The sequence below is a fragment of the Parabacteroides sp. KHUB-01 genome, assembly GCF_056640935.1.
In genome coordinates this window covers 812,927-838,983 of the sequence record NZ_CM153256.1, presented here as the reverse complement: position 1 = coordinate 838,983, position 26,057 = coordinate 812,927, and the positions used below count along the sequence as shown (strand labels likewise).

The 26,057-nt window shown below is 50.2% G+C and carries 24 protein-coding genes; 20 read left to right on the top strand and 4 right to left on the bottom strand.

From position 1 onward, the window contains the following. Nucleotides 1-30: 30 nt before the first annotated feature. The 4 genes from ACYIAR_RS03840 to ACYIAR_RS03825 form a co-directional block, all read right to left on the bottom strand. Nucleotides 31-5,763: a helicase-related protein gene (locus ACYIAR_RS03840; protein WP_480332241.1), complete on the bottom strand. Its 5,733-nt coding sequence runs from the start codon at nucleotides 5,761-5,763 to the stop codon at nucleotides 31-33. Then, the gene (locus tag ACYIAR_RS03835) at nucleotides 5,753-6,199 is read right to left on the bottom strand and encodes a DUF1896 domain-containing protein (RefSeq protein ID WP_480332240.1); all 447 of its coding nucleotides are present in this window, start codon (nucleotides 6,197-6,199) and stop codon (nucleotides 5,753-5,755) included. Before ACYIAR_RS03835 ends, ACYIAR_RS03840 begins: the two co-directional genes overlap by 11 nt. Before the next feature lie 161 nt (nucleotides 6,200-6,360). Then, nucleotides 6,361-8,448 carry a type IA DNA topoisomerase gene (locus ACYIAR_RS03830; protein WP_480332239.1) on the bottom strand — a complete coding sequence of 696 codons (2,088 nt, stop codon included), beginning with the start codon at nucleotides 8,446-8,448 and terminating at the stop codon, nucleotides 6,361-6,363. Between the two features lie 83 nt (nucleotides 8,449-8,531). Beyond that, complete coding sequence (locus ACYIAR_RS03825) at nucleotides 8,532-10,115, bottom strand: DUF3945 domain-containing protein (RefSeq protein WP_480332238.1); 1,584 nt, start codon at nucleotides 10,113-10,115, stop codon at nucleotides 8,532-8,534. A gap of 365 nt (nucleotides 10,116-10,480) precedes the next feature. On the opposite strand from ACYIAR_RS03825, the gene ACYIAR_RS03820 reads away from it, so the two are divergent. The 20 genes from ACYIAR_RS03820 to ACYIAR_RS03725 all read left to right on the top strand — a co-directional run bounded on the left by ACYIAR_RS03820 (nucleotide 10,481) and on the right by ACYIAR_RS03725 (nucleotide 26,044). Then, entirely contained in the window at nucleotides 10,481-10,612 is a 132-nt protein-coding gene (locus tag ACYIAR_RS03820) for a hypothetical protein (protein ID WP_480331704.1), read from the top strand. Beyond that, nucleotides 10,603-12,045 (top strand): IS21 family transposase, encoded by a 1,443-nt coding sequence (gene istA / locus ACYIAR_RS03815; RefSeq protein ID WP_480331766.1) that lies wholly within the window; start codon nucleotides 10,603-10,605, stop codon nucleotides 12,043-12,045. The genes ACYIAR_RS03820 and istA overlap by 10 nt, the downstream gene beginning before the upstream one ends. After that, a complete protein-coding gene (gene istB, locus ACYIAR_RS03810; protein ID WP_480331376.1) occupies nucleotides 12,035-12,808 on the top strand; it encodes an IS21-like element helper ATPase IstB in 774 nt (257 codons plus the stop codon). The genes istA and istB overlap by 11 nt, the downstream gene beginning before the upstream one ends. A 166-nt stretch (nucleotides 12,809-12,974) precedes the next feature. Further along, on the top strand, nucleotides 12,975-13,619 hold the full coding sequence (locus tag ACYIAR_RS03805) for a DUF6046 domain-containing protein (protein ID WP_480332237.1): 645 nt from the start codon (nucleotides 12,975-12,977) through the stop codon (nucleotides 13,617-13,619). 91 nt (nucleotides 13,620-13,710) lie between these two features. After that, nucleotides 13,711-14,583 carry a hypothetical protein gene (locus ACYIAR_RS03800; RefSeq protein WP_480332236.1) on the top strand — a complete coding sequence of 291 codons (873 nt, stop codon included), beginning with the start codon at nucleotides 13,711-13,713 and terminating at the stop codon, nucleotides 14,581-14,583. Next, a complete protein-coding gene (locus tag ACYIAR_RS03795) occupies nucleotides 14,580-15,227 on the top strand; it encodes a hypothetical protein (protein ID WP_480332235.1) in 648 nt (215 codons plus the stop codon). Before ACYIAR_RS03800 ends, ACYIAR_RS03795 begins: the two co-directional genes overlap by 4 nt. A 3-nt stretch (nucleotides 15,228-15,230) precedes the next feature. After that, on the top strand, nucleotides 15,231-15,452 hold the full coding sequence (locus ACYIAR_RS03790; protein WP_480332234.1) for a hypothetical protein: 222 nt from the start codon (nucleotides 15,231-15,233) through the stop codon (nucleotides 15,450-15,452). Nucleotides 15,453-15,457: 5 nt separating this feature from the next. Further along, nucleotides 15,458-15,754 (top strand): hypothetical protein, encoded by a 297-nt coding sequence (locus tag ACYIAR_RS03785; RefSeq protein ID WP_480332233.1) that lies wholly within the window; start codon nucleotides 15,458-15,460, stop codon nucleotides 15,752-15,754. Continuing rightward, nucleotides 15,741-16,043: a hypothetical protein gene (locus ACYIAR_RS03780; RefSeq protein WP_480332232.1), complete on the top strand. Its 303-nt coding sequence runs from the start codon at nucleotides 15,741-15,743 to the stop codon at nucleotides 16,041-16,043. Before ACYIAR_RS03785 ends, ACYIAR_RS03780 begins: the two co-directional genes overlap by 14 nt. Next, a complete protein-coding gene (locus tag ACYIAR_RS03775; protein WP_480332231.1) occupies nucleotides 16,019-16,819 on the top strand; it encodes a hypothetical protein in 801 nt (266 codons plus the stop codon). The genes ACYIAR_RS03780 and ACYIAR_RS03775 overlap by 25 nt, the downstream gene beginning before the upstream one ends. 3 nt (nucleotides 16,820-16,822) lie before the next feature. Next, nucleotides 16,823-17,278, top strand: coding sequence for a hypothetical protein (locus ACYIAR_RS03770; protein ID WP_196034364.1), 456 nt, complete (start codon nucleotides 16,823-16,825; stop codon nucleotides 17,276-17,278). Further along, entirely contained in the window at nucleotides 17,275-18,054 is a 780-nt protein-coding gene (locus ACYIAR_RS03765) for a hypothetical protein (RefSeq protein WP_480332230.1), read from the top strand. Before ACYIAR_RS03770 ends, ACYIAR_RS03765 begins: the two co-directional genes overlap by 4 nt. Next, complete coding sequence (locus ACYIAR_RS03760; protein ID WP_480332229.1) at nucleotides 18,051-20,150, top strand: hypothetical protein; 2,100 nt, start codon at nucleotides 18,051-18,053, stop codon at nucleotides 20,148-20,150. The genes ACYIAR_RS03765 and ACYIAR_RS03760 overlap by 4 nt, the downstream gene beginning before the upstream one ends. 427 nt (nucleotides 20,151-20,577) lie before the next feature. Continuing rightward, the gene (locus tag ACYIAR_RS03755; protein ID WP_480332228.1) at nucleotides 20,578-21,867 is read left to right on the top strand and encodes an RNA-directed DNA polymerase; all 1,290 of its coding nucleotides are present in this window, start codon (nucleotides 20,578-20,580) and stop codon (nucleotides 21,865-21,867) included. 212 nt (nucleotides 21,868-22,079) lie between these two features. Next, nucleotides 22,080-22,322: a hypothetical protein gene (locus tag ACYIAR_RS03750; RefSeq protein WP_480332227.1), complete on the top strand. Its 243-nt coding sequence runs from the start codon at nucleotides 22,080-22,082 to the stop codon at nucleotides 22,320-22,322. A 69-nt stretch (nucleotides 22,323-22,391) separates the two neighbouring features. Further along, a complete protein-coding gene (locus ACYIAR_RS03745; RefSeq protein ID WP_480332226.1) occupies nucleotides 22,392-23,231 on the top strand; it encodes a DNA adenine methylase in 840 nt (279 codons plus the stop codon). Nucleotides 23,232-23,322: 91 nt separating this feature from the next. Further along, nucleotides 23,323-23,970, top strand: a complete 648-nt coding sequence (locus ACYIAR_RS03740; RefSeq protein WP_480332225.1) for a thymidylate synthase — start codon at nucleotides 23,323-23,325, stop codon at nucleotides 23,968-23,970. 105 nt (nucleotides 23,971-24,075) lie between these two features. Further along, entirely contained in the window at nucleotides 24,076-24,750 is a 675-nt protein-coding gene (locus tag ACYIAR_RS03735) for a DUF3810 family protein (protein ID WP_480332224.1), read from the top strand. A gap of 392 nt (nucleotides 24,751-25,142) precedes the next feature. Then, complete coding sequence (locus tag ACYIAR_RS03730; RefSeq protein ID WP_480332223.1) at nucleotides 25,143-25,421, top strand: LysO family transporter; 279 nt, start codon at nucleotides 25,143-25,145, stop codon at nucleotides 25,419-25,421. Beyond that, nucleotides 25,418-26,044, top strand: a complete 627-nt coding sequence (locus ACYIAR_RS03725; RefSeq protein ID WP_480332222.1) for a LysO family transporter — start codon at nucleotides 25,418-25,420, stop codon at nucleotides 26,042-26,044. The genes ACYIAR_RS03730 and ACYIAR_RS03725 overlap by 4 nt, the downstream gene beginning before the upstream one ends. Nucleotides 26,045-26,057 lie beyond the last annotated feature (13 nt).

Genomic DNA, 26,057 nt, shown 5'->3' with positions numbered 1-26,057 from the left:
CTCCTTTATTATAATATATAATAGGATACGTCAGCCTATCTTGAACCTTCCAGCCATGCGGTTGCCGGATGGCAGCACGGAGACTATCTGTACCTCTTCTGTCTGATGAGGGCTTGTAAGGACAGGACGGGCTGAAACCTCTTGCTTTTCTTCTTGCAGTTTCACCTCAGGAACAGGAGGCGCAAGCTCCAACTGGATTTTTCGGTCCAATGCGGCCAGTTCGGACTTCAACTGCTTCAGCTCGTCCTCTTTTTTCCACACCTTGCCCACAATCTCCTGCAACTGCGGTATGTCACGTTCCAGTGCCTTGTTCTTCTCCTTGTACTGCTCCACCATGGAGGGGATTCTCTCCAAAGCGTTCAGGAAGTTGCGTGCTGCCGCTATCGGGTCGGCCATCGCCAGATGCCCGTTGTTGTAGGTATATTTGTAGTTCCCTTCCACCACAAAGCGGTTATCGGTAAACTCCAGTCCCTCCTTGAACACCCGCTCGCTGACCACCTTGACGGGGAAGCCGTACAGTTCGCCGACAGGCTGGTAAAGTCCGCCAGTGGTGGCGTTCTTGGCTATCTCCTGCAAACGCTTGCCGAGGATTTTCTCGTCGGTGGCATCCACACCCTCTATGCGAAGTGCGTTCAGGCGGTTGCCCTCCTTGTCGGTCTTGGCTGTGGCGGTGAACTTCTCCCAGTCCTCCGTCATGGCAGTGATGACCGCCTGGTTGTTCCGCTGCTCGCTTGTCTTGGACTCCAGCTTGAACTCCGATTCACGCCTGCCCTTGTTGAACGACTTGCGTTCCCCTTCGAGCGAGGCGATGCGCTTCTCTAATTTCGCCTTTTCAAGCAGGTCGGTATTGCCGGACAGGATGGCCATGTATTCCGAGAAATTCATGCCCGACTTCTCGTCCATCGCTCCCTCGTCAATGGTACGTGCGCCCATTGCTCCGCTTTTCAGCTGACTGATGAAGGTCTGCTTGCAGTGCAGGAGGTTGAACTTGTAGCTGTCCAACGATTTCTCCACGGCATAGATGATGACATCCACGTTATTCCCTGCAAAATGTTTGGCAATCTCGTTACCGGCACGCACACCACGTCCGTCCCGCTGTTGCAGATCGGACGGTCGCCAAGGGGTATCCAAATGATGGATGGCCACACACCGCCTCTGCGCATTGACACCTGTGCCCAACATGGAGGTAGAACCGAAGAGCACACGCACCGTCCCTTCATTCATGGCGGCTATCACCGCCTTGCGTGCCTTGTCCGTCTTGCACTCCTGTATGAAGCGCACCTCATGGCCGGGGATGCCGTAGTCTTCCATCAGCTTGCGTTTGATTTCGGAATAGACGTTCCAGCCGTCGCCCGGCTGATAGGTGCCAAGGTCAGAAAAGACGAACTGCGTACCTTTCTGTGCATCGTACCTGCGATAATACTCCGCTATTGTCTTGGCGCAGTGGCTCGCCTTGTTGTCGGGATGGTCCTCATAGGCAGGGTCTATCATGCGCATGTCGAGAGCCATCTTGCGGGCATAGTCGGTAGCGATGAGCATCTTCGCCTTCTCCTCCGTTTCTGAGAGTGCCGCCCTGCCCAGCAGCGTGGCGTCGCCCGTCTTGGCGAACTGCATCAGCTTCTCAATGAAGTCCTCCTGTTCGGGCGTGGGCGGTATGTGGTGCAGTACCTCGTTCTTGTGCGGACGATCCACACCTACGTCCTCCGCCGTGCGGTAGTCGGTAATCTCGTTATAGAAGGCGGCAAGCTCCGGCACCTTGATGAAGTAGCGGAAACGCTCCTTCTGCACCACGTTGTTCGTCACGTTGAACTCGAAGTCGGTGGTCTTCTTGGCGAAGATAGCCGCCCAGGCATCGAAGCAGCGGATGTCCTGCCGCTCCAGCTCCTTCGGGCGCAGGTACTTGAAGAGCAGGTACAGCTCCGTCAGCGAGTTGCTGATGGTGGTGCCGGAGAGGAACGTCGCCCCAAGGTCCTTGCCCGTGCGCTCCTGTATGGTGCGGATGGCGAAGAGCATGTTCAGGGCCTTCTGGCTTCCCTCCGAGTTGCCCAAGCCCGCCACCCGGTCGTGACGGGTGTTGAAGGTGAGGTTCTTGAACTGGTGGCTCTCATCGACAAACAGGTGGTCGATGCCCATCTGGCGGAAATCCACCACGTCGTCCGTGCGCGAGCTGATGGCGTGCTCCACCTTCTGCAGCTTCGCCTCTAAGTTGAACTTGCGCTTCTCCAGCCCTTTGAGCATGGCGCGGGAGATGTCCTTGCCCTGTGCCCGGAGCACTTCGAGGCTCTCCTCCACGGAGTCCAGCTCTGCCTGCAGGATGCGCTGCTGCAACTCGGGCGACTGGGGTATCTTGCCGAACTGGTCGTGCGACATGATGACGCAGTCGTAGTCGTTGTTCTTGATGTTGTTGAAGAAACGCACGCGGTTGGCGGTGGAGAAGTCCTTCTCGGAGGCATAGAGGATGCGGGCATTGGGATAGGCCGCCTGATAGGTGGCGGCTATCTCCGCCACATTGGCTTTCAGCCCGATAATCATCGGCTTGTGGGCGAGGCCCAGCCGTTTCATCTCATGCGCTGCCATGCACATTATCAGCGTTTTACCAGTTCCAACCTCGTGGTCGCATATCCCGCCACCGTTCTGTTTGAGCATCCACACGCAATCCTTCTGCGAGGGATAGATGTCCTTCACGCCTCGGCTGGCCAGCCCCTTGAGGTCGAGGGCGGGGAAGGTCTGGTGAGAGCCGTCGTACTTCGGGCGCACGAAACAGTTGAACTTGCGGTTGTACATCGTCACGAGCCGTTCCTTGAACTCCGGTGACTGCTCTTCGAGCCATTCGGAGAAGCCGTTTCGTATCTCGTCAATCTTGGCGTTGGCAAGCTGTATGCCCTCGGCATCGCGCACCTTGATGTCGTTGCCGTTCTCGTCCTGGCCGATGCACTTCATCATGTCGGGGCAGGTGTTGTGCAGGGCGTGCTTCAGCAGGCTCATGCCGTCGTAGTGACGGTAGTAACCCTTCACACAGAACTCGTCCCATATCTTGATGTTCTTGCGGTCGCATACGGCGGAGAACTCGTCCATGGCGGGGGCGTAGGCGATGCGGACATCGGTCTCGTAGAGGTGGCTCATGTAGGCGGAGTAGATGCCCGTGGGTATCCACCGCTCGCCGAAGTTGAAGTCGAGCTCCTCGAAGGTGATGCGCTGCGGGGCGGCATCCTGCAATGCCTGCAACGCCTCTTTCGCCTCCGCCAGATGCTCATGCTCCCCATTGTCGGCAATCCATGCCCCGATGCGCTCCGCCTTGTCGATGACGTTTCCAGCTATGAAGCGGTCGCTGATTTCGTAATTGTCAGCCAAGGGATTGAAATAGACTCTGCCGTGGAGGGCTGCGAGCAGTTCCTCTGCGGTGGTGTCGGTGAGCGAGCGCATATAGTCGAGATGGACCGTGCCGTACTTGTTGAGTGAGGCGGACAGGGCTTCCTCAGGAGAGTCTGCCTGTACAACCTCGTCTATAGAGAAGGACACGGGACGCTCGAAGATGTCGGCCTTGACGAACTGCCCGTTCTCCTCACGCTCCAAGGAGAGGATGTCGCGTCCTGCGGCATCCATCAGCAGCAGCTTCACGTTCTGCTTGGCGTTGAGGTTGCCGTAGCGCAGGACAAACTCGTCGTAGTAGGTGTTGAGGTAGCCTCTCTGCGGTTTGTTCCCCTCGTGGTTCTCCGCCTCATAGCTGTACAGACGCTCATAGGCATCGCGCAGGGAGATGTAGAGCATCAGTTTCTCTTTCTGGAAACCGTTGAGGTCGGCGGGATGGAACATCGCTCCGTATGGCGTGAGGTCTTTCAAATAGCCCACGTTCCTTGCCGCATCGAGCACAATGGAGCCTTCACGGTGATGGGGTTCCAGCGTGCGGTCGTAGGGATGCGGAGTGAGGTCAAGCGGTGGCTGCTTCTGTTTGGCAGGAGCATTGGCTGTACCTTGGAACAATCCATTTCCTTCGGTTTGCGCAGTTTTATCCACTGTCTGCTCTGCCTCAACATGTGTCGGCTCTGCTTCAGACAGCGGCTTTATCTCTCCCATAGGAGGGATGAAGGCGGGATTGAGCGTATCTTTCACGCCCAATCTTTTCAACTGCTCCTGACGATGGCGCTCCGCTTCCTGCCGCAGTGCCACACGCCGTTCGGGTGTCAGCGTCATCATGGCCTCATAGAATCCGTTGATGGGCGGATTGTCTTCCCAGTTGATGTCCGCATAGATGTCGCCCGGCAGGGTTTTCTTTTCTTCTTTTGGGGCATCGTCTGCTTTTTTCTGTGAAGACTGCAATGATTCGCCGTCCTGCTTCTTCGGCTTCTCCGCACGGGCAGGTGTGGGATTGTTTCCCTTTTGTGCCTGTTTGGCGACAGCGGACTTCTTCTTGTTTTTCGGGGCAGGCTTCTCTTGCGGAACGGTGTACTCCCATAAGTCAAAGAGGGTAAGTTGTACCGCCTTCCCTTCTGCAAAAAAATCTGTCGAAGGTTGTTCTTTCGGTTCTTCTTTGATCTGCGGGACTTCTTCCGCTATTTTGATTTCCTTGGTTGCAGACGGAATGGCTTGGACAGGTATCTCTTCTGTCACACCCTTATAGCATGCCACATCCAATCGTGCAGCCAAATCAGCATCTATTCGCTTACGCAAGTCCTCGGCGATTCCTGCTACACCGCCCTCGTGCAGATAGACCATAGCAGGCTTCCCATATGGGTCGGTGTCCAGTTTGGCACTGGTATGTATGACCAGCTCGGGATGCGCCAGCAGGTAGCGGTTGATCGTCACATGGGTATGGTTGTCCTTCACCGTCTGCGTCAACAGTTGGTCATCTTCCGACAGTTCTTCCTTGCTGCTGTTCTTCTGGAGGATGATCAGGTCGCAGCCTACCTCGGTGTTGGCATTCTCCGTGAAGAGGTTGTTGGGCATACGCACCACCGACAGCAGGTCGGCATTCCTCATCATCAGGAAGCGAGTGCCGTTGTTGCTCTCGCTGTCCAGCACGCCCTGCGAGGTGAGGAAGGCGACGATGCCGCCGTCACGTACGGCATCGAGTCCTTTCAGGAAGAAGTAGTTGTGAATCTTCTTCGCCGCTGTCCGGTGCATGAGGGAACGCTTCTCGTACTCTGCGTCGAACACGGCGATGTCGCCGAAGGGTATGTTAGACAGGGCAAGGTCGAAATGGCCGTTGAAGGGCTTTTCTATCTTCTCGAATCCCTCTACACGCACTTTCCGGTCGGGATGAAGGTGGCGGAGCATCCTGCCCGTCAGCAGGTCCTTCTCGAAAGCCATCACATCGGCTTGGGGGGCATAGCGCAACATGGAGTCCACGAAAGCGCCCATGCCTGCCGACGGCTCCAGCAACCGTGCAGGCACGACACCATGCCCCGCAAGCACGCCTGCGAGGGTGTCGGTGATTTCCTTCGGGGTATAGAAGGCCGTGAGCACGGAGCCTTTCAGCGAATCGACATAACGCTTGTACTCCGTCTCGTCACGGCTGTTCTCACGGATAAGGCGGTGGAGTTCCGCCGTGGGGGCAAAGAGTTCGAGGTCGGATTTCGCCCAGTGGACGGCATCCGTCAGTTCCTTGGCGGGATTCAGGATGCACTTCAAGCCGCCGAAGCCGCAGTAGCTGTGCAGTATGTCGCGCTCGGCCTCGGTGGGGGTGCGCCCTTCCCGGTCAAGGAGGAAGGCCGTCCGTATCGCCTCGATGTTGTCCCTCAGTCGCTGCTTGCGGTTAAACGCCATACTCGGCCAGATAGAGTACGACAGCTCCCGTCAGTTCGCTGTACAGCAGGTCATAGTCCAACGACTGGGCGAAATGGTCGTCGGACAGGTCGTAGATGGAATACACGTTGTCCACCAAGGGCAGCAGCTTCGCGGTAAAGGCTTCCTGCTGCGTTTCTGGGATTTCGTAGGCAAACTCGTTCGTGATGACCTCACGCAGGATGGCGTATTTGGAGTGGTGCAGCCCTTTCAGCAGGGTCTGCATCGCCAGTTCCTGCGCTCCCTCTATGGGATAGCCCTCACGGCGTGCCTGCTCGTAGGCGGTTGCGGCAAGGTCGGCACGGGTCTCGATGAAGGAGGCATCACCGGCCTGCTCAAAACGGTTCTCTTGAAGGTGCTTTTGCAGATAGAGGTGGTAGTACGACAGCTCCTCCTGCTTCTTTTCGTTCTTGTTCATATATATTCTGGATTATAGTGGTAAATACTAATGTCGGGATAGAAGAAAAAAAGCACTCCGGGTATCCCTCCCGAAGTGCCACCACTAAATCCAAAGTAAATCAGTCCGGTCTTAGAAGAACAAGAACGATTCGACTTTGATTCAGTGGCGAAGGTACTCATTTATTTCCTCTTCGGGGAATGTTTTCCCTTGTTTTTCACTTCGGGGAAGACAAATACCGTGTTGTAGTCGGCATCAAAGGCGATAATGGCATCGAAACTCTTGCCCTGCTTGCTCTTGAAGCCCTTCAGTAGGGCGGTCTTCCCGGTGGTGAGCAGTTCCTTGATTTCCTCGTCCTTCAGGTCGCGGTTGGCTTTCTGGCGGAACACGGGCAGACCGCATTCGGGATTGTCGCAGCGCACCACCTTGCCGTAGAACTGCATCTGCCCCTTTCCGCACTTGGGGCAGGTGCAGCCGGAGGGCTTGTGCCCGAAGATCTTGTCGCAGGAGAGCAGTTCGGCGGTGATTTCCGTGGTGTATCGTTCTATCTCCTCATGGAAGGCGGAGGCTTCCTTCTCTCCACGCTCGATACGTGCCAGCTCACGTTCCCACTCTCCCGTGAGGGCGGCATCGGCGATGCGCATCCCTTTCACTACGGAGTAGAGAGCCAGCCCCTTCTCGGTGGGCACGAGCGACTTCTTGCAACGCTGCACGTAGCCACGGGCAAAGAGGGTCTCGATGATGGCGGCACGGGTGGCGGGAGTGCCTATTCCACATTCCTTCATGGCCTGACGCACTTCCTCGTCCTCCACGTCCTTGCCTGCCGTCTCCATCGCCGAGAGCAGAGTGGCTTCGGTATGCAGGGGCTTCGGCTTGGTCTTGCCCTCGGTGAGGCTGATGCCGCATACGGCAAGGGGGTCGCCGCTCTTCCAAGGCGGAAGTACTTGTTCATCGTTCTCTTCGCCCAGCACGGCACGCCATCCCGCCTGACGGATGACGCAGCCCTTGGCGGCAAACTCCGCCTCACCGCTGAGGGCGGTGACGGTGGTGAGTTCCTTGACGCACTTGTCGGAGAAGGCTTCCACCATGCGCCCGGCTATCATCTGATAGACGGTGTTGTCCTCTTTAGAGAGGAACAGCGGTTTCTCGCCTGTGATGAGCAGGGCGTGGTGGTCGGTCACCTTGCTGTCATCCACGCTGCGGCGGGTCAGCCTGTCCCTGTGGGGTACCTTGCCAATCCATTCGGGATAGCCACCAAGGAAGGCGAGCAGCTTGGGAATTTCGGCAAAGACATCTTCGGGGATGTAGCGGCTGCCGGTGCGCGGATAAGTGATGAGCTTCTTCTCGTAGAGCTTCTGCGCTATCTCCAGTGTCTTCTCCGCCGTGAAGCCGTGCTTGGCGTTGGCTTCCTTCTGCAGGGTGGTGAGGTCGTAGAGCAGCGGCGTTTCCTCCACCTTCTCCTTGCACTCCACCTTGGTGACGAGCATGGAGGGCTGCGCCTTTACCTTATTATATATGTGCTCCGCAGGGGATTTCTCCTTCCATTTCTCTAAGGAAGAGAACTTCACTGTCTGTTCCCCTGTGCCTTCCACAGACAGATGTACCTGCCAGAAGGCTTCGGGCGTGAAGCGTTTGTGCTCCCAGTAGCGGGCGCACACCATGGCCAGCGTGGGTGTCTGCACACGTCCGAGGGAGTAGGTGCCCCTGCCTGCGGCGATGGTCATGGCCTGCGTGGCGTTGATGCCCACCAGCCAGTCGGCCTCACTGCGTGCCTTGGCGGCATGGTAGAGGCGGTCGTAGCGGTTGCCCTCTTCAAGGTGGCGCACCCCTTCGCGGATGGCCTTGTCGGTGAGGGAGCTAATCCAGAGGCGAACGAAGGGCGTGCGGCAGTTCAGGTAGCTGTAGAGGTAGCGGAAGATGAGCTCGCCCTCGCGTCCGGCATCGGTGGCCACTACAATCTGTTCGCTCTCGCTGAAGAGCCTGCCCACGATGCGTATCTGCGTAACTACGCTGGGTTCGGGCTTGTAGCCCTTCTCCGTCTTGGTGTGACGGGGCTGCAGGGTGAAGGTTTCGGGCAGGATGGGCAGGTGCTCACGGGCGAAACCGTGGATGCCGTAGCCTTCTGGCATGGTGAGTTGAACCAGGTGCCCGTAGGCCCAGGTGACGGCATAGCCGTTGCCGGAAAAATAACCTTCTTCTCTCTTGGTCGCGCCCACGATGCGGGCTATTTCACGTGCCACGGAGGGCTTCTCTGCGATAATCGTCTTCATACTGATTTACTTTTTTCTGTTTTTACCTATTGTTTCTGTTCTCATGTTTGGGATAATGATGGATTTAGTGGTGGCACTCCGGCTCATACTTTCATGCCTTTGCTCTTGCGTTTCTCCTGCTTCTGCTGGATGTCGTCCTTCGGGGCAGTCTGTCCCTTCTGCAGCGGCTCGTTGACATTCTTGGTCGCTTCGTTGGTCTTACCCTGACTGTTGACGGCCACCTGCGTGCGGCTCTCGTTTGCCGGAGCCACCTTCTGGGCGTTGTCGGGATTGGTGTCGTAACGGTAGGGACGGCCCTTGTCGGGATTGAAGCGGAGGTACATGGTGGAGGGTACACCCTTGTCGTCGGGCACATTCTCCAGCTTGACGGTCTTGCCCGCCACGTAGTCGGCTTTCTGCTCCTCGGTGAAGGGCACGCCCTTCCATTTGGTGATGGGGCGGATGCTGCCGTCCTCGTTGGTCCATGTGTTGCGGCGTTGCTTGCCGGGTTCCTGCTGCGGTGCTGCCTGCGCCACTTTCGTGGATTCCTTGTTGCTCTGTTCTTCTACGGTACGGGGCGACTTGCCTGTGCCGGGTACGAACTCCACTCCACGCTGCTCCACGTTCACCTGAAGGGTGGTGACGAACTTCCGGCCGTCGTTGCGCTCGATGAGCTTGTCCTTGACGGGGAGTCCGGCACGGAGCATCTCACGCTCCTGCGGGGTGATTTCCGTCTTGCCGATCCGTTCGGGAATGCGGATGCGGGCGGCGGGCATGTCGGTAATCTCGTTGGTCTTGCGGTCGATGCTGATGAAGGAGGGGGTTATCTCGCCCGTGGCCTTGTCCACCAAATCCACGATCCTGCCGAGGTTGCCTGTCTCATTCAGGGCTTTCTTCTCTTCCGGGGTGAACTTGTGGCCCTTGTACTCGTCGAGCTTCTGCTCCTTGCGGATGAAGTGGGGAACGAGGCGCACGTTGCCGTCATCGTCCTTGCGGAAGGAGAGGCGGGCATCGAGACTGAACGACTCGCCGCCGAAGTTGGGCGTGACACGCACGAGGTCGGACTTGCCGTAGTTGAGCATCTTTTGCAGGTCGCCGGACTGCTCCAACTCCTCACGCTTCACGCCCCAGTTCTTTTCCAGTGCCTGCCAGTCGATGCGGCTTTCGTCGATGGGCTGGTAACCTTGCCTTTGCTTGTTCTCCTGTTTGTTCTCCTGTGCATTCTGCTGCACGTTTCCCTGTTTTTGTTCCATGTTCTCTTGTTTTTGGGGTTCTACATTGTTTGTCTGATTCTGTTCCTGCTTCTGGTCTTTCTGCGTCTTCTGCTCCTGCGCCACCTGTTTTTCGTAGGCAGAGGTGTCCACCTTGTGAGGCGCAAGCAGTTCGGCATTGGCCGCAGGGTCTTTCAGCAGTTCCTTCATCACGCCGAGCAGGTTCTCCGCCTGGTCTGCCGCGATGCGGTAGAAGCCGAAGCGGCTGGGTTCCTTGCACTGCCGGAAGAAATTGCGGAAGAAGTTGTCGAGCACGTCGCCGTTCTTGTCGAACTGGAGGAAGTCCTGTGCGTTCTCCATCTTTGGCGGTGTGCGTCTGGGAGTGCCGTCCGCCTGTAATCCGGCCACCACGCTGATTTCGCCCGTCTTCTCGTCACGGACTATCAGCACGTCTTTTTCGTCTTTTTTCTTTGCCATCTTGATTGACTTTTAATTGTGAAACATTGATTGTTATCGGATGCGGGCCTTGTAGTCCGCCATCTTCTCTTTCTGAAAGCAGTCGATATGCTCCGCAAGGAACTTCTCCACGTCCGACTCTTTGTAGTAGGTCTTCTGCCGGAGCATGAGGTAGGGCAGGATGCCCAGTGTACGGTAACGTTGGAAAATATAAAGTCACTTGACCCACTATTATAAAAATCACCTGACCCACCTTTATAACCGAAACTGACCCACTTAGATTATAATAAAAATTGACCCTATAGAATTACCACATTTCAGTCTTGTTTTTGTACTTTAAAAAGCATTTTAACCCGGTATCATTAACCGAATAAAAATTTTAAAGAATGAAAATAAGAATCAAGCACATACTGCGGTGCTACCAGTCAGGAATGAGTATCCGTAGTATCAGTTCTTCTCTTCTGATTTCACGTAATACAGTAAACGGTATATCCGAATATACGAGGATATGGGTATAGAGCTGGAACGCCTGTTGAAAATGGACGAGCATCATCTGCATGAACTTTTCGGTACGGAGACTGACAACGAATCAACAGGATCTGCAGAGTATAAGTATCTTCAAGAACATATACCTGAGTACATTAAACGACTTAAATCCCGTGGAACAACAAGAAGGTCCTTGTATGAGGAGTATCTGAGAAACCGTCCCCAAGGTTACAGTTATTGTTCATTCTGCCTGTATCTCAGACGTGAAAGGGAGGTAAAAATACCGGTTGGACGCATAGATCATATAGCTGGTGATCAGATGTATGTGGATTTTGCCGGTGACAAACTTTATATTTCAGACAGGAATACGGGTGATAAGGTTCCCGTAGAAGTCTTTGCTGCGATACTTCCATGCAGTCAGATTACTTATTACGAGGCTGTACCATCGCAAAAGAAAGAATATCTTATCCAGGCATGTGAAAATGCTTTCCATTATTTTGGAGGTGTACCAAATGCCATAGTTCCCGACAACCTCAAATCTGCCGTAACAAGGCCCGGTGGAATAGAGCCTGTAATAAATGATGACTTTGCGGCATTTGCAGACCATTATGGTTGTGTTGTCTTTCCGGCAAGAGTGCGCAAACCCAAAGACAAGGCTTTGGTTGAAAATGCTGTAAGACTGCTTTACAGGGAGGTATATTCAAAGATGACAGGATTGAAATTCAATGATATTGAAGCCTTGAACATAGAAATAATGAAACATACTGACGCATTGAACAGCCGAAAGATGTACAACCGCAGCTACAGCCGTAGGGAGCGTTTCCTCGAGGTCGAGAAAGACAGGCTACATATATTGCCGGCAACAAGATTTATATCAAAAAACCGGAAAACGGCAACTGTCATGAAAAACAGTTATGTATCGCTTAACAATCACTATTACAGTGTTCCTAAAGAGTATATAGGCGATGCTGTAGAATTACTGTATGATGGGGACACAGTGAAGATATATCATAAATTCAGACACATAACGACACATCGCAGGGATGATACACCTTTCACTTATTCAGAAAAACCTTCCCATAAACTTCCCGGAGTACTACATGAATACAGAATCAGAATGGATGATATATACCGCAAGGCACGTGAAATAGACCCGGTAGTGGAAGAGTATATAAAGTTGGTGGCTGTTGCCAAAAAATATCCTGTTCAGGCTATACGTTCAGCTGATGGTATATTATGTCTTGTGGAATGTTTCGGACACGACAGAGTGGTTCTTGCATGCCAGATAGCAATGGAATCCTGCATGTTCGGGTTCAACGAACTTGAAAGCCTTCTGGTAAACAGGGAAGATGAAAAGTATCATATACAAATGGAGGGGCTTGCTCCTGAACTTACCCCTAAACACAGAAATCTCAGAGGTAAGGATTATTTTAACTCTAAAAATATGGATAAAAATGACAAGTAATAATAAAACAAACAGAACTGTCGGAAAAAATATGGACAGAATAATGGAGTTACTCTCCAAATTACGTTTTTACGGTATGCTTGAAACATACAGGAATGACTGCAGGACAACATCCTCTGATGGTATGACAAACGATGAGTTCCTGAAATGGCTTCTTGAAAGCGAGTATGATTACAGACGCAATGTAAGCATTGAGCGACTGATAAGATCTGCAAACTTCAGATATAAGGCATATATGGAAAAAATAGACTATACAATAAAACGGAACCTTGACCGGAACCAGCTCGAGAGACTTGCTTCTCTTGATTTTATAAGAGACGGACAGAATATTTTTATCACAGGAAGCTCCGGAACAGGTAAAAGCTATATAGCTTCAGCAATAGGATATGAAGCATGCAAAAATGGAGTCAGAACTTTATACTCCAATGCGTCAAAGCTTATGGGACAGCTTAAAATGGCCAAAAACAAGGGAACTATAGAATCTGAGATGAAAAAAATTGAAAAGTGTTCACTGCTTATTTTAGACGATCTCTTTCTTATAGGACTGGATGCCAGGGAAAGGTCAATACTTATGGAAATAATAGAAGACAGACACGGAATAAAATCAATCATAATAACATCACAACTTCCAGTTGAAAGCTGGTATGATGCAATTGGAGATCCTACTTTAGCTGATGCAATCCTGGACAGAATTGTACATACGGCACACAAAATTGAACTAACGGGAGATTCTGTAAGAAAGATTAATGCTAAAAAGAAGTAGTATCTGCTATAAAGAATTATAATTGAAACTGACCCGGGTTAAAATGCATTTTTCTCTACTTAATTCTAATATTTTTTTGATGGGTCAATTTAGAGTATAATAGTGGGTCAAGTGACTTTATATTTTCCAGTAATAAGAGTATTTGAAGAATTGGGAGAAGGATAATATGGCAACGAAATACACAGTAAAAGAAGTAGCCCAAACGTTCAAACGGGTAAGCCGGTTCAACCTGGGCGACATGCTGCTCAGCGTGCTCGGCTACAAGGGATTGCTCTATCCGGGCGGTTTCATTCCCGACGCGCCGGGCAAGTACAAGGCGGACGGGTACGAATACCCCGGCGAACAAGCTTCGGAAAAGACCAGTTCCGACTTCGGCTCCACGCTCCGGAAGAAGGACGCGCAAGGACGCTGGTATTTCATGCCGATCGTGCTGGAGCATAAAGGGACGGAATACGAGATACCGAACGCCGTCATTTCCATCCGTGGAAAGAAAAGTATCGTGGAAACGGCGATGGTCGGCCGCAAGGGTACGGTCAAGGAACTGATCTCGGTCGATGATTACGAGATACGCATCGCCGGTGTCTGCCTGGACGTGGATTTTCCCGACCAGCAGATTAACGCCTTGAATGAATTGTACAACATCAACGAATCGGTTACGCTCAAATGTGCCCTTACGGACATCTTTTTAGACGAAGAGGATAAGGTCGTGATAAAAAGCATCGACTTTGCCGAAATGAAAGGCTGCGAGACGGCACAGGTGTTCACGATGGAACTGGTAACGGACCGGAGTTTTGAATTAATACTGGAATAATATGTTTGCTTTATGTTGTGAAATAAAAATCGGTTCGGTCTCCTTTGGGTCTGTGCACGACGTGAAGGTGAAACGGAGCCTGTATGACCTGATGGCAACCGCCACGATCAAAGTTCCGGTAACGGCCGTGCTGAAACATGCCGGGGAACCGCCGACGCATATCGAAACCGCTCAGACCATCAAAGTAGGCGACAAGGTGGAAATCAAGTTGGGGTACGACGGAAGCCTGAACACCGAGTTTATCGGCTATGTAAAGCGGCTGAACTACAAAGTCCCCTTGGAAATCGAATGCGAGGACGAATATTACAAGCTGCGTTTCTTGAACTGTGTTTTCTCAAAGAAGGAAACAACGCTTAAAGACTGTTTGAACACCATTCTAACGGGAATCCAACTGGGCGAGATTGTGGGTCTGACGTTAAAGAACTTTGTCGTCAACAACAAGCCCGGCAGTTGGGTTCTGGGTCTCTTGAAAAAGGAATACGGGCTTGTGGCGTGGTTTGACATAAACGGGAAACTCCATGTCGGCAAGGCGAACGACGTTAAGGGCGAAACGGTGAAATACGTCCTTCGGGAAAACGTGATCAGCGATGATGAACTGAAATACCAGTTGGCCGAGGACATCAAACTGAAAGTAAAGGCGGTCTGCTATTACAAGGACGGCTCGAAGATAGAGGGTGAACTGGGTGAGGACGGCGGCGAAACACGTACCTTTTACTATTACGACGTAAAAGACGCCGGCGAGTTAAAAACGCTGGCACAGGAAGAACTGAAACGGTACTCGTTCGACGGTTACCGGGGCAAGATAACAACCTTCCTGCTTCCCTACGCCCTTCCGGGCATGGTAGCGAGTATCGAGGACAAAGTGTATAACGAACGGAGCGGCGACTACTTCATCGAAAGCGTGGAAACGTCTTTCGGAACAGGCGGCGGCCGGCGTACCGTTGAAATCGGGATTAAGGCATGAGCAAGGAAATGGAAGAATTACGCCGGAAGTTCCAGCAGCGGTTCGGCGAAAGTGGCGACCAGGTATTCCAGGGAACCGTTACCGAAGTAAACGGGGATGAGTTTACCTGTACAGTGAAGCGTGATGATCAGGTGGATTATTTCGATGTGCGCCTTCGCGGTCTGGTGAACGCCAACCTGCAGGGCTTCGCCTTTATCCCGCGTCTGCAAAGTACGGTGCTGGTCTGCCGGATCGGGAAAAGCAACGAACTGTTCGTGTGTCAGTTCACCGAGATAGACAAGATGATATTTACCGATGCCGATTTGGAAGTAATCATCGACACCGAAAATATCGACATCAAGAAAGGTGAAAAGATAACCGTCCATGTGGACGCGGAAAAGCTGGAAGTAATGAATGACAAGGTGAAAACCCTCCATGAAGCGGAAGCACTCACCCTCACGGCCGATTCTACGACGGTCAAGGTCTCCACCGGCGGTGTAACTGTTACCCGTGGTGGCTCAGGACTAAAGAAAACGCTGGAACAAATGCTGGACGGGATTTGTGCCCTGACAGTTCCGACAGCTGTAGGTCCGTCCGGCGTACCTATCAATATGGCGACATTTCAACAAATAAAGGCGGATTTGCCTAATTATATGGAGGGATAAATTATGGCATTAGTAAAAGCGACAATCAAGTCAGAGATAAAGGAAGCCTTCACCCAGGTGATGAACCAGCAGGACGAGGACCGGGATGGGGCTATCGACAAGGTGGCAGACAAACTGGCGGATGCTGTCATGAACGCCATCAAAAGCGCGACAATTACTTATACAGCCGGTCTGACAACTTCGATGGGGCCTGTGACCGGTACTTTTGGCAATACTATATCATAAAGCCTATGAAAGATTATAAGCAACAGCCTGACGGCGACCTGGATTTTACGACCGGAGATTTGCTGATAGCGGAAAGTACCTACCAGCACCAGCGCGACCTGCTGTATTCGGACAAGGGCCATATACGGCAGAAGGCGGAAGCCGGTATCGGAGCTGTAAATTATATGATGGACAACGACCCGGAAGGCTTGCTCAGAGCCACGCGCAAGGAGTTTACGGCCGACGGCATGAAAGTAACAAAGGTGGCCTTTGCCACCTATTCAAACGATTTAAATGTGGAGGCACGATATGAAAACGATTGAAGTGGAAAACGGCCAGCTGCTGCTGGACATCGCCCTGCAACACTACGGCACGGCGGAAGCCATCGGCGAGATCGTCCGGAACAACCCGGAACTGAAAAACGAATCTTCGGCCGTGGTGGAATCCGGCCGGGAACTGGGAGCCTTCTATCCGGACATCAAACTGGTTTCGGGTTCCACGGTACAAATCGACGACGAAAGCCGCCTGATTAGAAAAACGGTAGTCAAGAAAATAAACCGAAGTATCACCACTTATATGGAAGCGCAATGGCAAGAACGATTGAACAAATAGAACAGAGCATCACGGAAAGGTTGAAGGTTTCTTTTTCCCTTTCTACCTCGGCGGCCTCGGAATGGCGGCTTTGGGTACACTGCGTGGCGTATGGCATTTACCTTTTTGAAATCGTGCTGGACACGTTCAAGAAGGAAATGGACGAAGACGCGGAAAAGGAAGTGGCCGGAACCGTTACCTGGTATAACGACAAATGCTATGAGTTCCAGATGGGCCACGAACTGGTATTCGATACCGTAACCGGTCTGCTGGAATACCCGGTGGTGGATGAATCCGCCCGCGTGATCAAGATCGCTTCGGTGAATGTGGCGGAAGACAACACGATCATGTTCCGCGTCGCCACCGAAGACGAAGCGGGAAAGATCGTGCCGCTCACGAGTAACCAGCTTCTGAATTTCAAGAACTACATCGACGCCATCAAGTTCGCCGGTACGAAATCCGAGGTTATCTCGACCGATGCCGACGAGGTGCGATATGATATTAAAGTCTATTATAACCCCGCCAATCCTGTGGACAGCGTGCAGGAAGCGGTACTGGCTTCGCTGGAAGAGTTCAAGACGGCGCAGAAATTCGGGGGTGTGATTTATTCGCACAAGATGCTGGAAGCGGTAACGGCCGTCGCGGGTGTCGTAACGGCGAAAATGGTCGCCCTTTCCCGCAAGGGCACGGAGGACGAGGATTTTATCCCCATTGACACGATGGCGACCCTGCATGCCGGGTATTTCAACTACACGGAAGACAGCAAGCTGGAAATGGTATCTATAAACGATATTTAGCGTATGAACATTATCCTGAACTTCAAAGAAATCGTCCGGCAATATGTCGCCCCGCACCGCAGACAGCCGAACCGCCTTCGGTGGCTTTGGGCGTTGGTGGATTTGGAAAGCGTCTGGGATGCCTTTGCCGCCTGGCGCGATTATTACCGGTACAAGGTACACGTAACAAGCCAGCATAAATCCCTGGAAGGCCACCTGAACAAGACGTTCGGCGGCGGTATCCTGATCAAGAGCTACGAGGACCAGTTCCTGGCCATCGGGTTAAATTCGGAACCGGCGCACTGGGTGTTGTTCGAGCCGATGCAGGAAATCGCCCTGGAAGGTGAAGGCGGGCAAAGCTTCAAGGATGTGGATTTTATCGTCTATGTGCCGGAGGGCGTGGACCTGAACCTTGTCCGGGCGGAAATAGAGAGATACAAGATTGCAGACAGAACCTATAAAATAGTAACAAAGAAATGAAACGGCATGTACAATACCCCGGCGTAAGGAAATGGTCGGGAAATGATTTGTTGGAGTTGCAGAGCGAAGGCCTTCGCATAGCCGACGGCTTCTTCTCACAGTACGGCAACTGTGTAATCTGCGGCTGCGCGGTATCGGAAACCGGCATCGATGCCGGGCTGGTCAACATTGACGGCATGGTGCTGCCATTAGCGGCTACGAGTGTGGAAGTATTCCCCGTCTATTTGGTCAAGGACGAGGAACACGTCCAACGTGAATACGCAGACGACAAAGTCCGTGACATTGCCGTCCGGTATTTTGCAAAGGTGGTCCAGGCAAAACCGTCCGATACAGGCTTTATTGAGATTACAGCCGACGGATCATCCACATTCTTTGATAAGATGGAAGCTGTTTGGCTGACGGATATACTAAACCGGTTGGAGTCCCTGAAGAAGGCGGACAAATCCCTGTCCGATGCCATTGAACTGTTGAAGGATGCAGACAGGAAAGCCGCAGAACGCATCGTCACGCTCGAAAAGAAGATGCCATCCTACCTTGACCATATCCCGACAGTAAACGATGACAGCTATTTTGTGGGGGTCGAGGTTTGGACGGTGGACGAATACGGGAATAAGACGTTCTGGAAGTGCCACGACAACACGGAAGGCAAAGCCGTATGGAAACGCAGCGGTGAAGGTTCCGGAGGCGGTGGCAGTTACGGGGGAGCGGTTTACCTTACCGGACAGACTGATTTTTCTAAAGCAACAATTATAATTAAGGAGGGCTATTTAAAATGAGTGAATCAACAACCGGTGCATACGTGTACCAGCAAATCGTGAAGAGTACGGCTCAGTGGGCAGCCGATAAAACCGTCATCGTTGAAAACGTCTGGCTTTTCGAACGCAGGAGCGACGGCAAGATTATAACCAAACTGTCCGACGGCAAGCACTGTTATGCCGACCTGGACGAATACGGCCTGAGCGCATGGGATGCGGCGCAGCTTGGCGGCTACAAAGGGACAAAGGAGGAGTTCTATTTGTCGCTTGGCACCCTTGATGAAAAAGTGGAGCAGGTGACAAACCTTGTATCATCGCTCGACGGTAAATTTGCAGAAACTCCGGATCTTCCGTCCACACCCGGAGAAGATACGCTGACCTACCAGTCAGGGGAAGCAACCCGTAAATTTGCCATCGGCCAGCAGTGCCGCGTGTATGAGACAAAAGAGAAAGACTATGTCTTTTATCAGCTATACAACATCACGGAAGAGAATAAAGCGGATTGGCGTGTTGCCGGTTCCGGTGGAACATCCGCTTTCCAGGAAAAAGCCATCATAACCCTCACAAGCAACCAGGGCTTGAACGATGCCGCCCTGAACGGCAAGAAGGTGACTGTTTCCTACTCCGGCCAGCAATCCGAACTGGTCTGGAACGGCGAAGCGCTGGGGATTGCCATCCCCATGCAGGTGGAATATACCGTTTCGCCGGAAGCCGCCTCCGGTTATGCCTCTCCGGAAGAACAAAAGTACGTGGCTGTCGGGGGTAACGAAAGACAGATAAACCTGGTTTACTCTGCGGAGAAGGTGACGGTCAATGTAAGCACGGACGACAGTGCGGACTGTTCCGGCCGTACTGTGACCATAAAGAAAACGTCAGGCGGGGAAGTGATCGGAAGCGGCAAGGGTGCCGGTGTAGTTATAAAAGTGCCTTCGGGAACTGGATATACGGTATCCGTCGATGCTTTTGCAGGATACACCAAACCGGCAGACCAATCATTTACCGCAAACTCCGCGAGCCGTAACGTGTCTTTTGTATATGCAAAAATCAAGGATGCCGGTATTGTATTTGACAAATCCAAAAGTGACCCGCAGAATATCACCGGTGAAATCAACAGCGGGGTTCTTAAAACCATCCTGTCGAAGTTCCGCCGTTGCCTCTGCAAGAAAACGAAAGACGGTGAGGTCACAATCTCGTATCTTCGTGATGACAACAGCAATTTCTACGCCGATGGCTCAGCAGCCAAGTTGGACGGCACAGAGGGCGATGTGATGGTTGATTTTCCGGAGTTTTATTACAAATGGGAGCAGGTGGACAGCAACAAATTCCGTTACCGCTTTGCCGAATACAACGTGGACGGAAGTTTTAAACATGTGCCGCGCTCTTTAGTCGGTGCGTATAAAGGTTATATGACTTCGAATAAGTTGTATAGCCGAAGCGGAGTTCGTCCTACAGTTAGTAAATCCACTAATGATTTTGAGGGGTACGCAACAGCTCGTGGTAAAGGTTATCAGCGTATCGACTTCCAGCAGCACTGTGTGATTGCCTTTATGCTTTATGCGCGTTATGGAAACAGAAATTTACAGGCTGTTCTTGGCGTGGGCGGTGCTGTTAGTGGCTCGTCAGCAACGATGACGGGAACCAGCAATGCGACAGGGATAGCGGATACAAAGAATGAAACGAGCAAGTATGTTTGCGGCTTAGGCTTAGAAGGTGTTTTTGGTGGTATCTTTGAATGGGTGAAGGGTGTCGAAATCAATAACCGCGTGTGGAAAATTACTGATCCGGACGGTTCGACCCGCAATGTGAATGCCGGGACTTCCGATGGTTGGATAACGAATATCGCAGCTGAGAATGGTCCATTCTTCGATATGGTGCCGACAAATGTTGGCGGTAGCGAAACGACACATTACTCGGATTACTATTATCAATCATCGGGCGGGTCCCTTGTTTTGGCGCGCTCCTATCCCGACTCGAATACGCTTGGCGGCGTGGCGTATGCGAATGCGCATCACGCTGCGTCGAACACGTATTCGCACTACGGTTCGCGTCTCGCTTTCAGGGGCGTTATCCGCGAAGCGGCAAGCGTAAGTGCGTTCAAAGCACTGGCAGTGCTTTGATACTAATACCGGCGTAAGCCGGTCGATTTATAATAATTTAAAGTCGTTATCCATTAAAACCTTTTGGATATTAATGATTCACGGAAAATCGAAGTACATTTGCGATGTAAATGTAAAAATGCGATGTTAAGATACAGGTAGAATTCCTCCGGCCCTTGTTTTGGCGCGCTCCTATAACGACTCGAATACGAATGGCGGCGTGGCGTATGCGAATGCGAATAACGATGCGTCGAACACGAATTCGAACTACGGTTCGCGTCTCATATTCAGGAAAAGAAAATATTTATATTACGGCTCTTGGCCGGGACGTGTTCCCTTATCCGATCCGTAGAGGAATGCACCTTGCCTCTTGGCAAAAAATAAATTGGGTTATATTGTGTGGTAGGTTAATTCTCGAAGCACATGGATTTCTGAAAGCGACAATAAAATGAAGCGATACGGTTATTTGATAGAAAAGATCGTGGAAGAAAGCAACCTGCTGGAGGCTTTCTCTATGGTGATGCGGGGTAAGAAGCGCAGCCGTACCGTGCGCTATTTCAAAAAGAACCGGGATAAGATACTGGCCGATCTTGCCGACGAAATCAAGTCGGGCAAGTATGCGCCGGAAGGGTTCCGGGAGTTTGAAGTGGAGGAAAACGGTAAGGTGCGCGAAATCCAGTCCCTGCCGTTCAAAGACCGCATCGCCCTTCACGCGATAATGGCAGTTCTATACAGGGATGTTTTAGGCGGTATGATGATTCGCGACACGTATGCCAGCCTGCCGAAACGTGGTATCCACGACGGTTTGAACAGGCTTCGAAAGGCATTAAAGGATCGTTCGAATACTGAATACTGCCTGAAACTTGACCTGAAGAAGTTCTACCATTCGGTCGACCAGGAAGTCCTTATCAAACGGCTCCGCCGCAAGATAAAGGATGAAACGCTGATGCAGACCCTTATTCGTATTATCCGAAGTTATGGTCCCGGCCTGGCCATTGGCTACCATTCCAGCCAATTGCTCGGTAACTTTTACCTCTGCCTGTTGGATCACTACATGAAAGCGGAACTGGGCGTGAAGTATTATTTCCGGTATTGTGATGATGTTGTCGTTCTCGGCCCTGATAAAGCGTATCTGCATGGCATTTTTGCAAAGTTGCGCAAAGTGGTGGAGGAAGAACTTCACCTTACCATCAAACAGAACTGGCAGATATTCCCGGTAGAAGCACGCGGCATTGATTTCTTGGGGTACGTTACCCGGCATGATTATGTCCTGGTACGGAAACATATCAAGCAGAAAGTTGCCCGGCGGCTACAGAAAGTGAAAAGCAAGAAACGGAAATACGTTGTGCTTGCGTCGTTTTGGGGATGGGTGAAACACTGCAACGGGAAACACTTATTTTTTAAACTAACAAATATGAAGTCATTTAAAGATTTAGGCGTCACTTACAAACCGGCTGACGGAAAGAAACGCTTCGAAGGCAACCTTACGCCTTTGGGCAATTTGCAGAACTGTAAAGTTACAATTGTGGATTTTGAGACCGACATCAAAACGAAACAGGGTGAAGGTCGCTATGTGGTCCAGTATGAACTGGACGGTCAGAAAGGCAAGTTCATAACAGCATCGGAAGAGATGAAAAATATTCTCGACCAGATTAAGGAAATGGGCGAACTGCCTTTTGAAACGGTAATCAAACGGGAAACATTCGGAGGCAATAAGACGAAGTATGTATTCTCGTGATGTGTAGATGATCCAACCTTTTTCGGGGGAAAGGGTACAAAAAAGGCCCCCGGCCAAAAAATATAGTATAGACGCCAATCTCATACTTATACCTGTGCAAACCCGCACGACCGAGGGCCGTATGCCCTTGTCGCGGGTTTGCGTTTTTTTTATTATACGCTTGTGTATAAAATGAGATTGGCATTGCAAATATACTTTAATTTTTGGAGATTATGACAATATACGAGATACTTTCTTTCAATAAAGAACTACTTCACCGTCTTTCCGATGCGGGAATCAAGATGGGCGATTACAGATATGTTGACCTTTTTCGTGATTTTACGAGAATGCTTCGGGAAGGGAACAAGACGACTTATGCGGTGGCCGTTTTGTCTGATAAATATCGGATTAGCGAGCGGAAAGTATATGATGTAATCCGGTACATGTCGAAAGACTGCAAGAACGGTGCAGTGTGATTTGCCCGGTAAATTCTTCCTTCTTCGATATTTGGGCGAATTTTGTCAGACAATCAAATGAGCGCGAATATGAAGAAAGAATATTTATCTGCCCCGCTTCCCTTTATGGGGCAAAAGCGGATGTACATAAAGGACTTTAAAGAAGTATTGAAACAGTTCCCGGACGATGCTGTTTATGTTGATTTATTTGGCGGTTCCGGGCTGCTTTCCCACATAACCAAACGAGAGAAACCGGACGCGACGGTCATATATAATGACTTCGACAATTACAGCCAACGGTTAAATAATATCGGGCGTACCAATGCTTTGTTGGCTGAAATAAGAGGAATCGTGGGGGATTTTCCACGAAAAGAAAGACTTTCACCTGAGATTCGGGCAAAGATCCTGCATCGTTTGGAAGAGGAAGAAAAGAACGGCTTTGTGGATTACATAACGCTTTCCACTTCCTTGATGTTTTCAATGAAATACGCTACTGATTTGGATGGGTTGAAAAAGGAAAGTTTTTACAACACGGTGCGCCAGTCGGATTATGCCTGCGATGGATATTTGGACGGATTGCAGGTGGTATCTTGCGATTACAAGGAACTGGTGGCAAAATACCGGAATATTCAGAATGTCGTGTACCTGGTCGATCCGCCTTATTTGTCAACGGAAGTAGGGACTTACCGGATGCGTTGGAGGTTATCCGATTACCTGGACATTTTGAGTATTTTGGTTGGCACTTCTTATATTTACTTCACTTCGGACAAATCTGATATATTGGAACTCTGCCAATGGCTTGGAAAGAACCATTGGGTCGGAAACCCGTTCGCGGAAGCCGGGCAAAGAAGTATGCACCGCACCCTGAATTATAGTTCATCTTATACAGATATTATGCTGTATAAAACAGTATGCAACAAAGCAGCCTAACTATTACAAATATAATGATTTTTGGATAGATAGCCAAATATGGCGGATTGTTTTATCAGTGTTTGAACACTGTTTTAATACTATTTAAAAGATGGAGAAAACGAACAAATATCACGGCATTTTAAGCCGGATTCTTGAATGCGGCAAGGTGCAGCGGAACAAGAAAGGCAGTATCACGTACCTGCTGAACGAGCGGTTGCATCTTACCCCTTTGGATTTGCTGGAGATATTCGAGGGGCATAATATAGCCCGCAAGAAACTAAAAAACGAACTGGGGCTGTTCATGCAGGGTGAAAGGGACATCGAAAAATACAGGGAGGCAGGAATAACATGGTGGGACTATTGCGGTAGCATCCTTATAAACAGCTACCCGACCTATTTTGAAAAGTTGCCGCCGTTGCTCGATAGAATCAACAGGGAGAAGCGTAACAGCAAGAATTATGTGCTGTTCCTTGGTGCTACCGATGCGGAAAGCAACCAAGCCCCATGCCTTAGCCTGGTCCAATTCCAGATAGAGGACGGGGAGCTTGTCGTGTCAGCCTACCAGCGGAGTTCTGATGCCAATCTGGGACTTCCTGCCGATATTTATCATTTGTACTTGATAGCACGCCAGATAGACCTGCCTTTAAAGTCCATAACCCTGAACTTCGGAAACGTGCATATCTATGAAAACAATATAGAAAAGACGCGACGGTTATTGGCAGGGGAAGAGAATGTAAAGTTTGATTTGAACGTGTAACCCGGCTGCAATATAATGATAAAGGCGATACCGTTTCGGGTGTCGCCTTTAGTATTTTTATCGCATTTCGTTTTTGCTCCGAAAATCACTTTTCGTTTTTGACAAGTGTCGCTTTTCGTTTTGCCGGATTTAGATTTCCTCAAATCATATATTGACACACTTAATTCTTTGTATATCCCGATAAATCAAATTGATACCAATATAGTGAAAAAGGAAGTCCGTGCCCGTTTTGCAGCAATAGCTCCAGAATTCGGATTGAAACAGCCTAAGAATTTCCATTCCGTGAAACCTATGATAAGTACGCCGATGATGAGCAGCGTTGGTGTTATGGGATATATCGGACCCTTTTTCAACGAAGCTACGGTGAGTGGCGACTTAAGACCGGTTCAATATCCTTTCACTTATGCCCACGAAATGTCCCATCTTCTTGGAACAGCCGGCGAAGGTGAGGCAAATTTTTATGCCTGGAAAGTATGCGTATCGTCCCAAAACGAAGTGCTCAGATTTTCTGGTTGGTTTTCCATCCTCAGATATGTGATTTCAAACGCTTGGCTATGCCTGTCGGAAGAAGAATTCGACAAGTTCAAATCTTCTATAAAGCCGGAAATTGTGGAGTTATATAATTCGAACAATGCATATTGGCGTGAGAAATATAATCCTTATTTGGGTGAGATTCAGAATTATATATATGATATTTATCTGAAAGGAAACAATGTGGGCGGAGGAATGGAGAATTATTCTGAGGTGGTTAGGATGATTATTTCAAGTCGGAGAAATTGATATTCTCAACCAGTCTATGAAGCCTCGTCTACTTTTAAGTTAAGCAATATTCGAAACATAAATAAATATTATACTATTTTGTTTTTGTCCCGATATTTTTTCTTACCTTTGCCGCGCTATGGACATACAACCTACTACATATCATATTTTCATTCCGAGGCTCACATCTCAGTGTTGCCACGCAATTGCTCATGTCCATTGGTTTAGTGGCTTCCTATAATAGATTCTTTTCTTATAATTTTTGGAGTTTACAAGTTAACGAGTTTACAAGTTGACAAGGAGCTATATTCTCTTTCTTCGGGAATAGTATGTTTCATACCCTTGTTTTTCTTGTCTCTGAAGCCTTGTCAACTATTATAAATTACTATTTCAAAAGAATCATTTACACATTTATGTTTCAGATAATAGCAGTTCTTTTCGCAGGCGTAGGCATAGGCTATGCTTTGCGTAATTTCAGCTGGTTGCAGAAAACCGGCAAGACAATATCATACAATATATTTGTATTATTGTTTTTATTGGGCACTTCAATAGGAACCAACAAATCAGTGTTTGAAAATCTGTCGTCATTGGGGCTTCAGGCATTTCTTCTTGCTGTAGGCGGAACATTGGGCAGTGCATTGGCGGCTTTGGCAGTTTATAATTTAGTGTTCAGAAAGGAGGGAAGGAAATGAGAGAGAGTCTGATAGTTGTGTCATTCTTTGCTTTGGGTGCATTGATTGGCTGGAGTGGAGTTTTGTCTCAGTCTGCAATCGACGGAGATTATATAATGTATGCTTTATATTTCCTGATGTTTCAGGTTGGTCTGAATCTGGGAAGCGACAAGAAACTGAAAAGTATTTTGGCAGCAGTTTCGCCACGCATGTTGCTTATTCCTTTGGCAACGATAGGCGGAACGTTAGGTTTCTCTGCGCTGATTGGACTTTTCCTTTCACGCTGGAGTGTGTTTGATTGCATGGCTGTGGGGAGTGGTTTCGGTTATTACTCATTATCGTCCATACTTATCACTCAATATAAGGAAGCAACGCTTGGTGTTCAGTTGGCTACGGAGTTGGGAACTATAGCATTGCTGACTAATGTGTTCCGTGAAATGTTTACTTTGCTTGGCGCGCCACTTCTTGTCAAATATTTCGGAAGGCTGGCACCTATCTGTACGGCGGGAGTGACTTCGATTGATGTTTCTCTTCCGGTAATTACCCGATATTCCGGAAAAGATTTGATATCAATATCTGTTATACATGGCATACTGGTTGACTTGACTGTCCCATTTTTTGTGTCATTTTTTTGCTCTATGTAAAGATTGTCATATC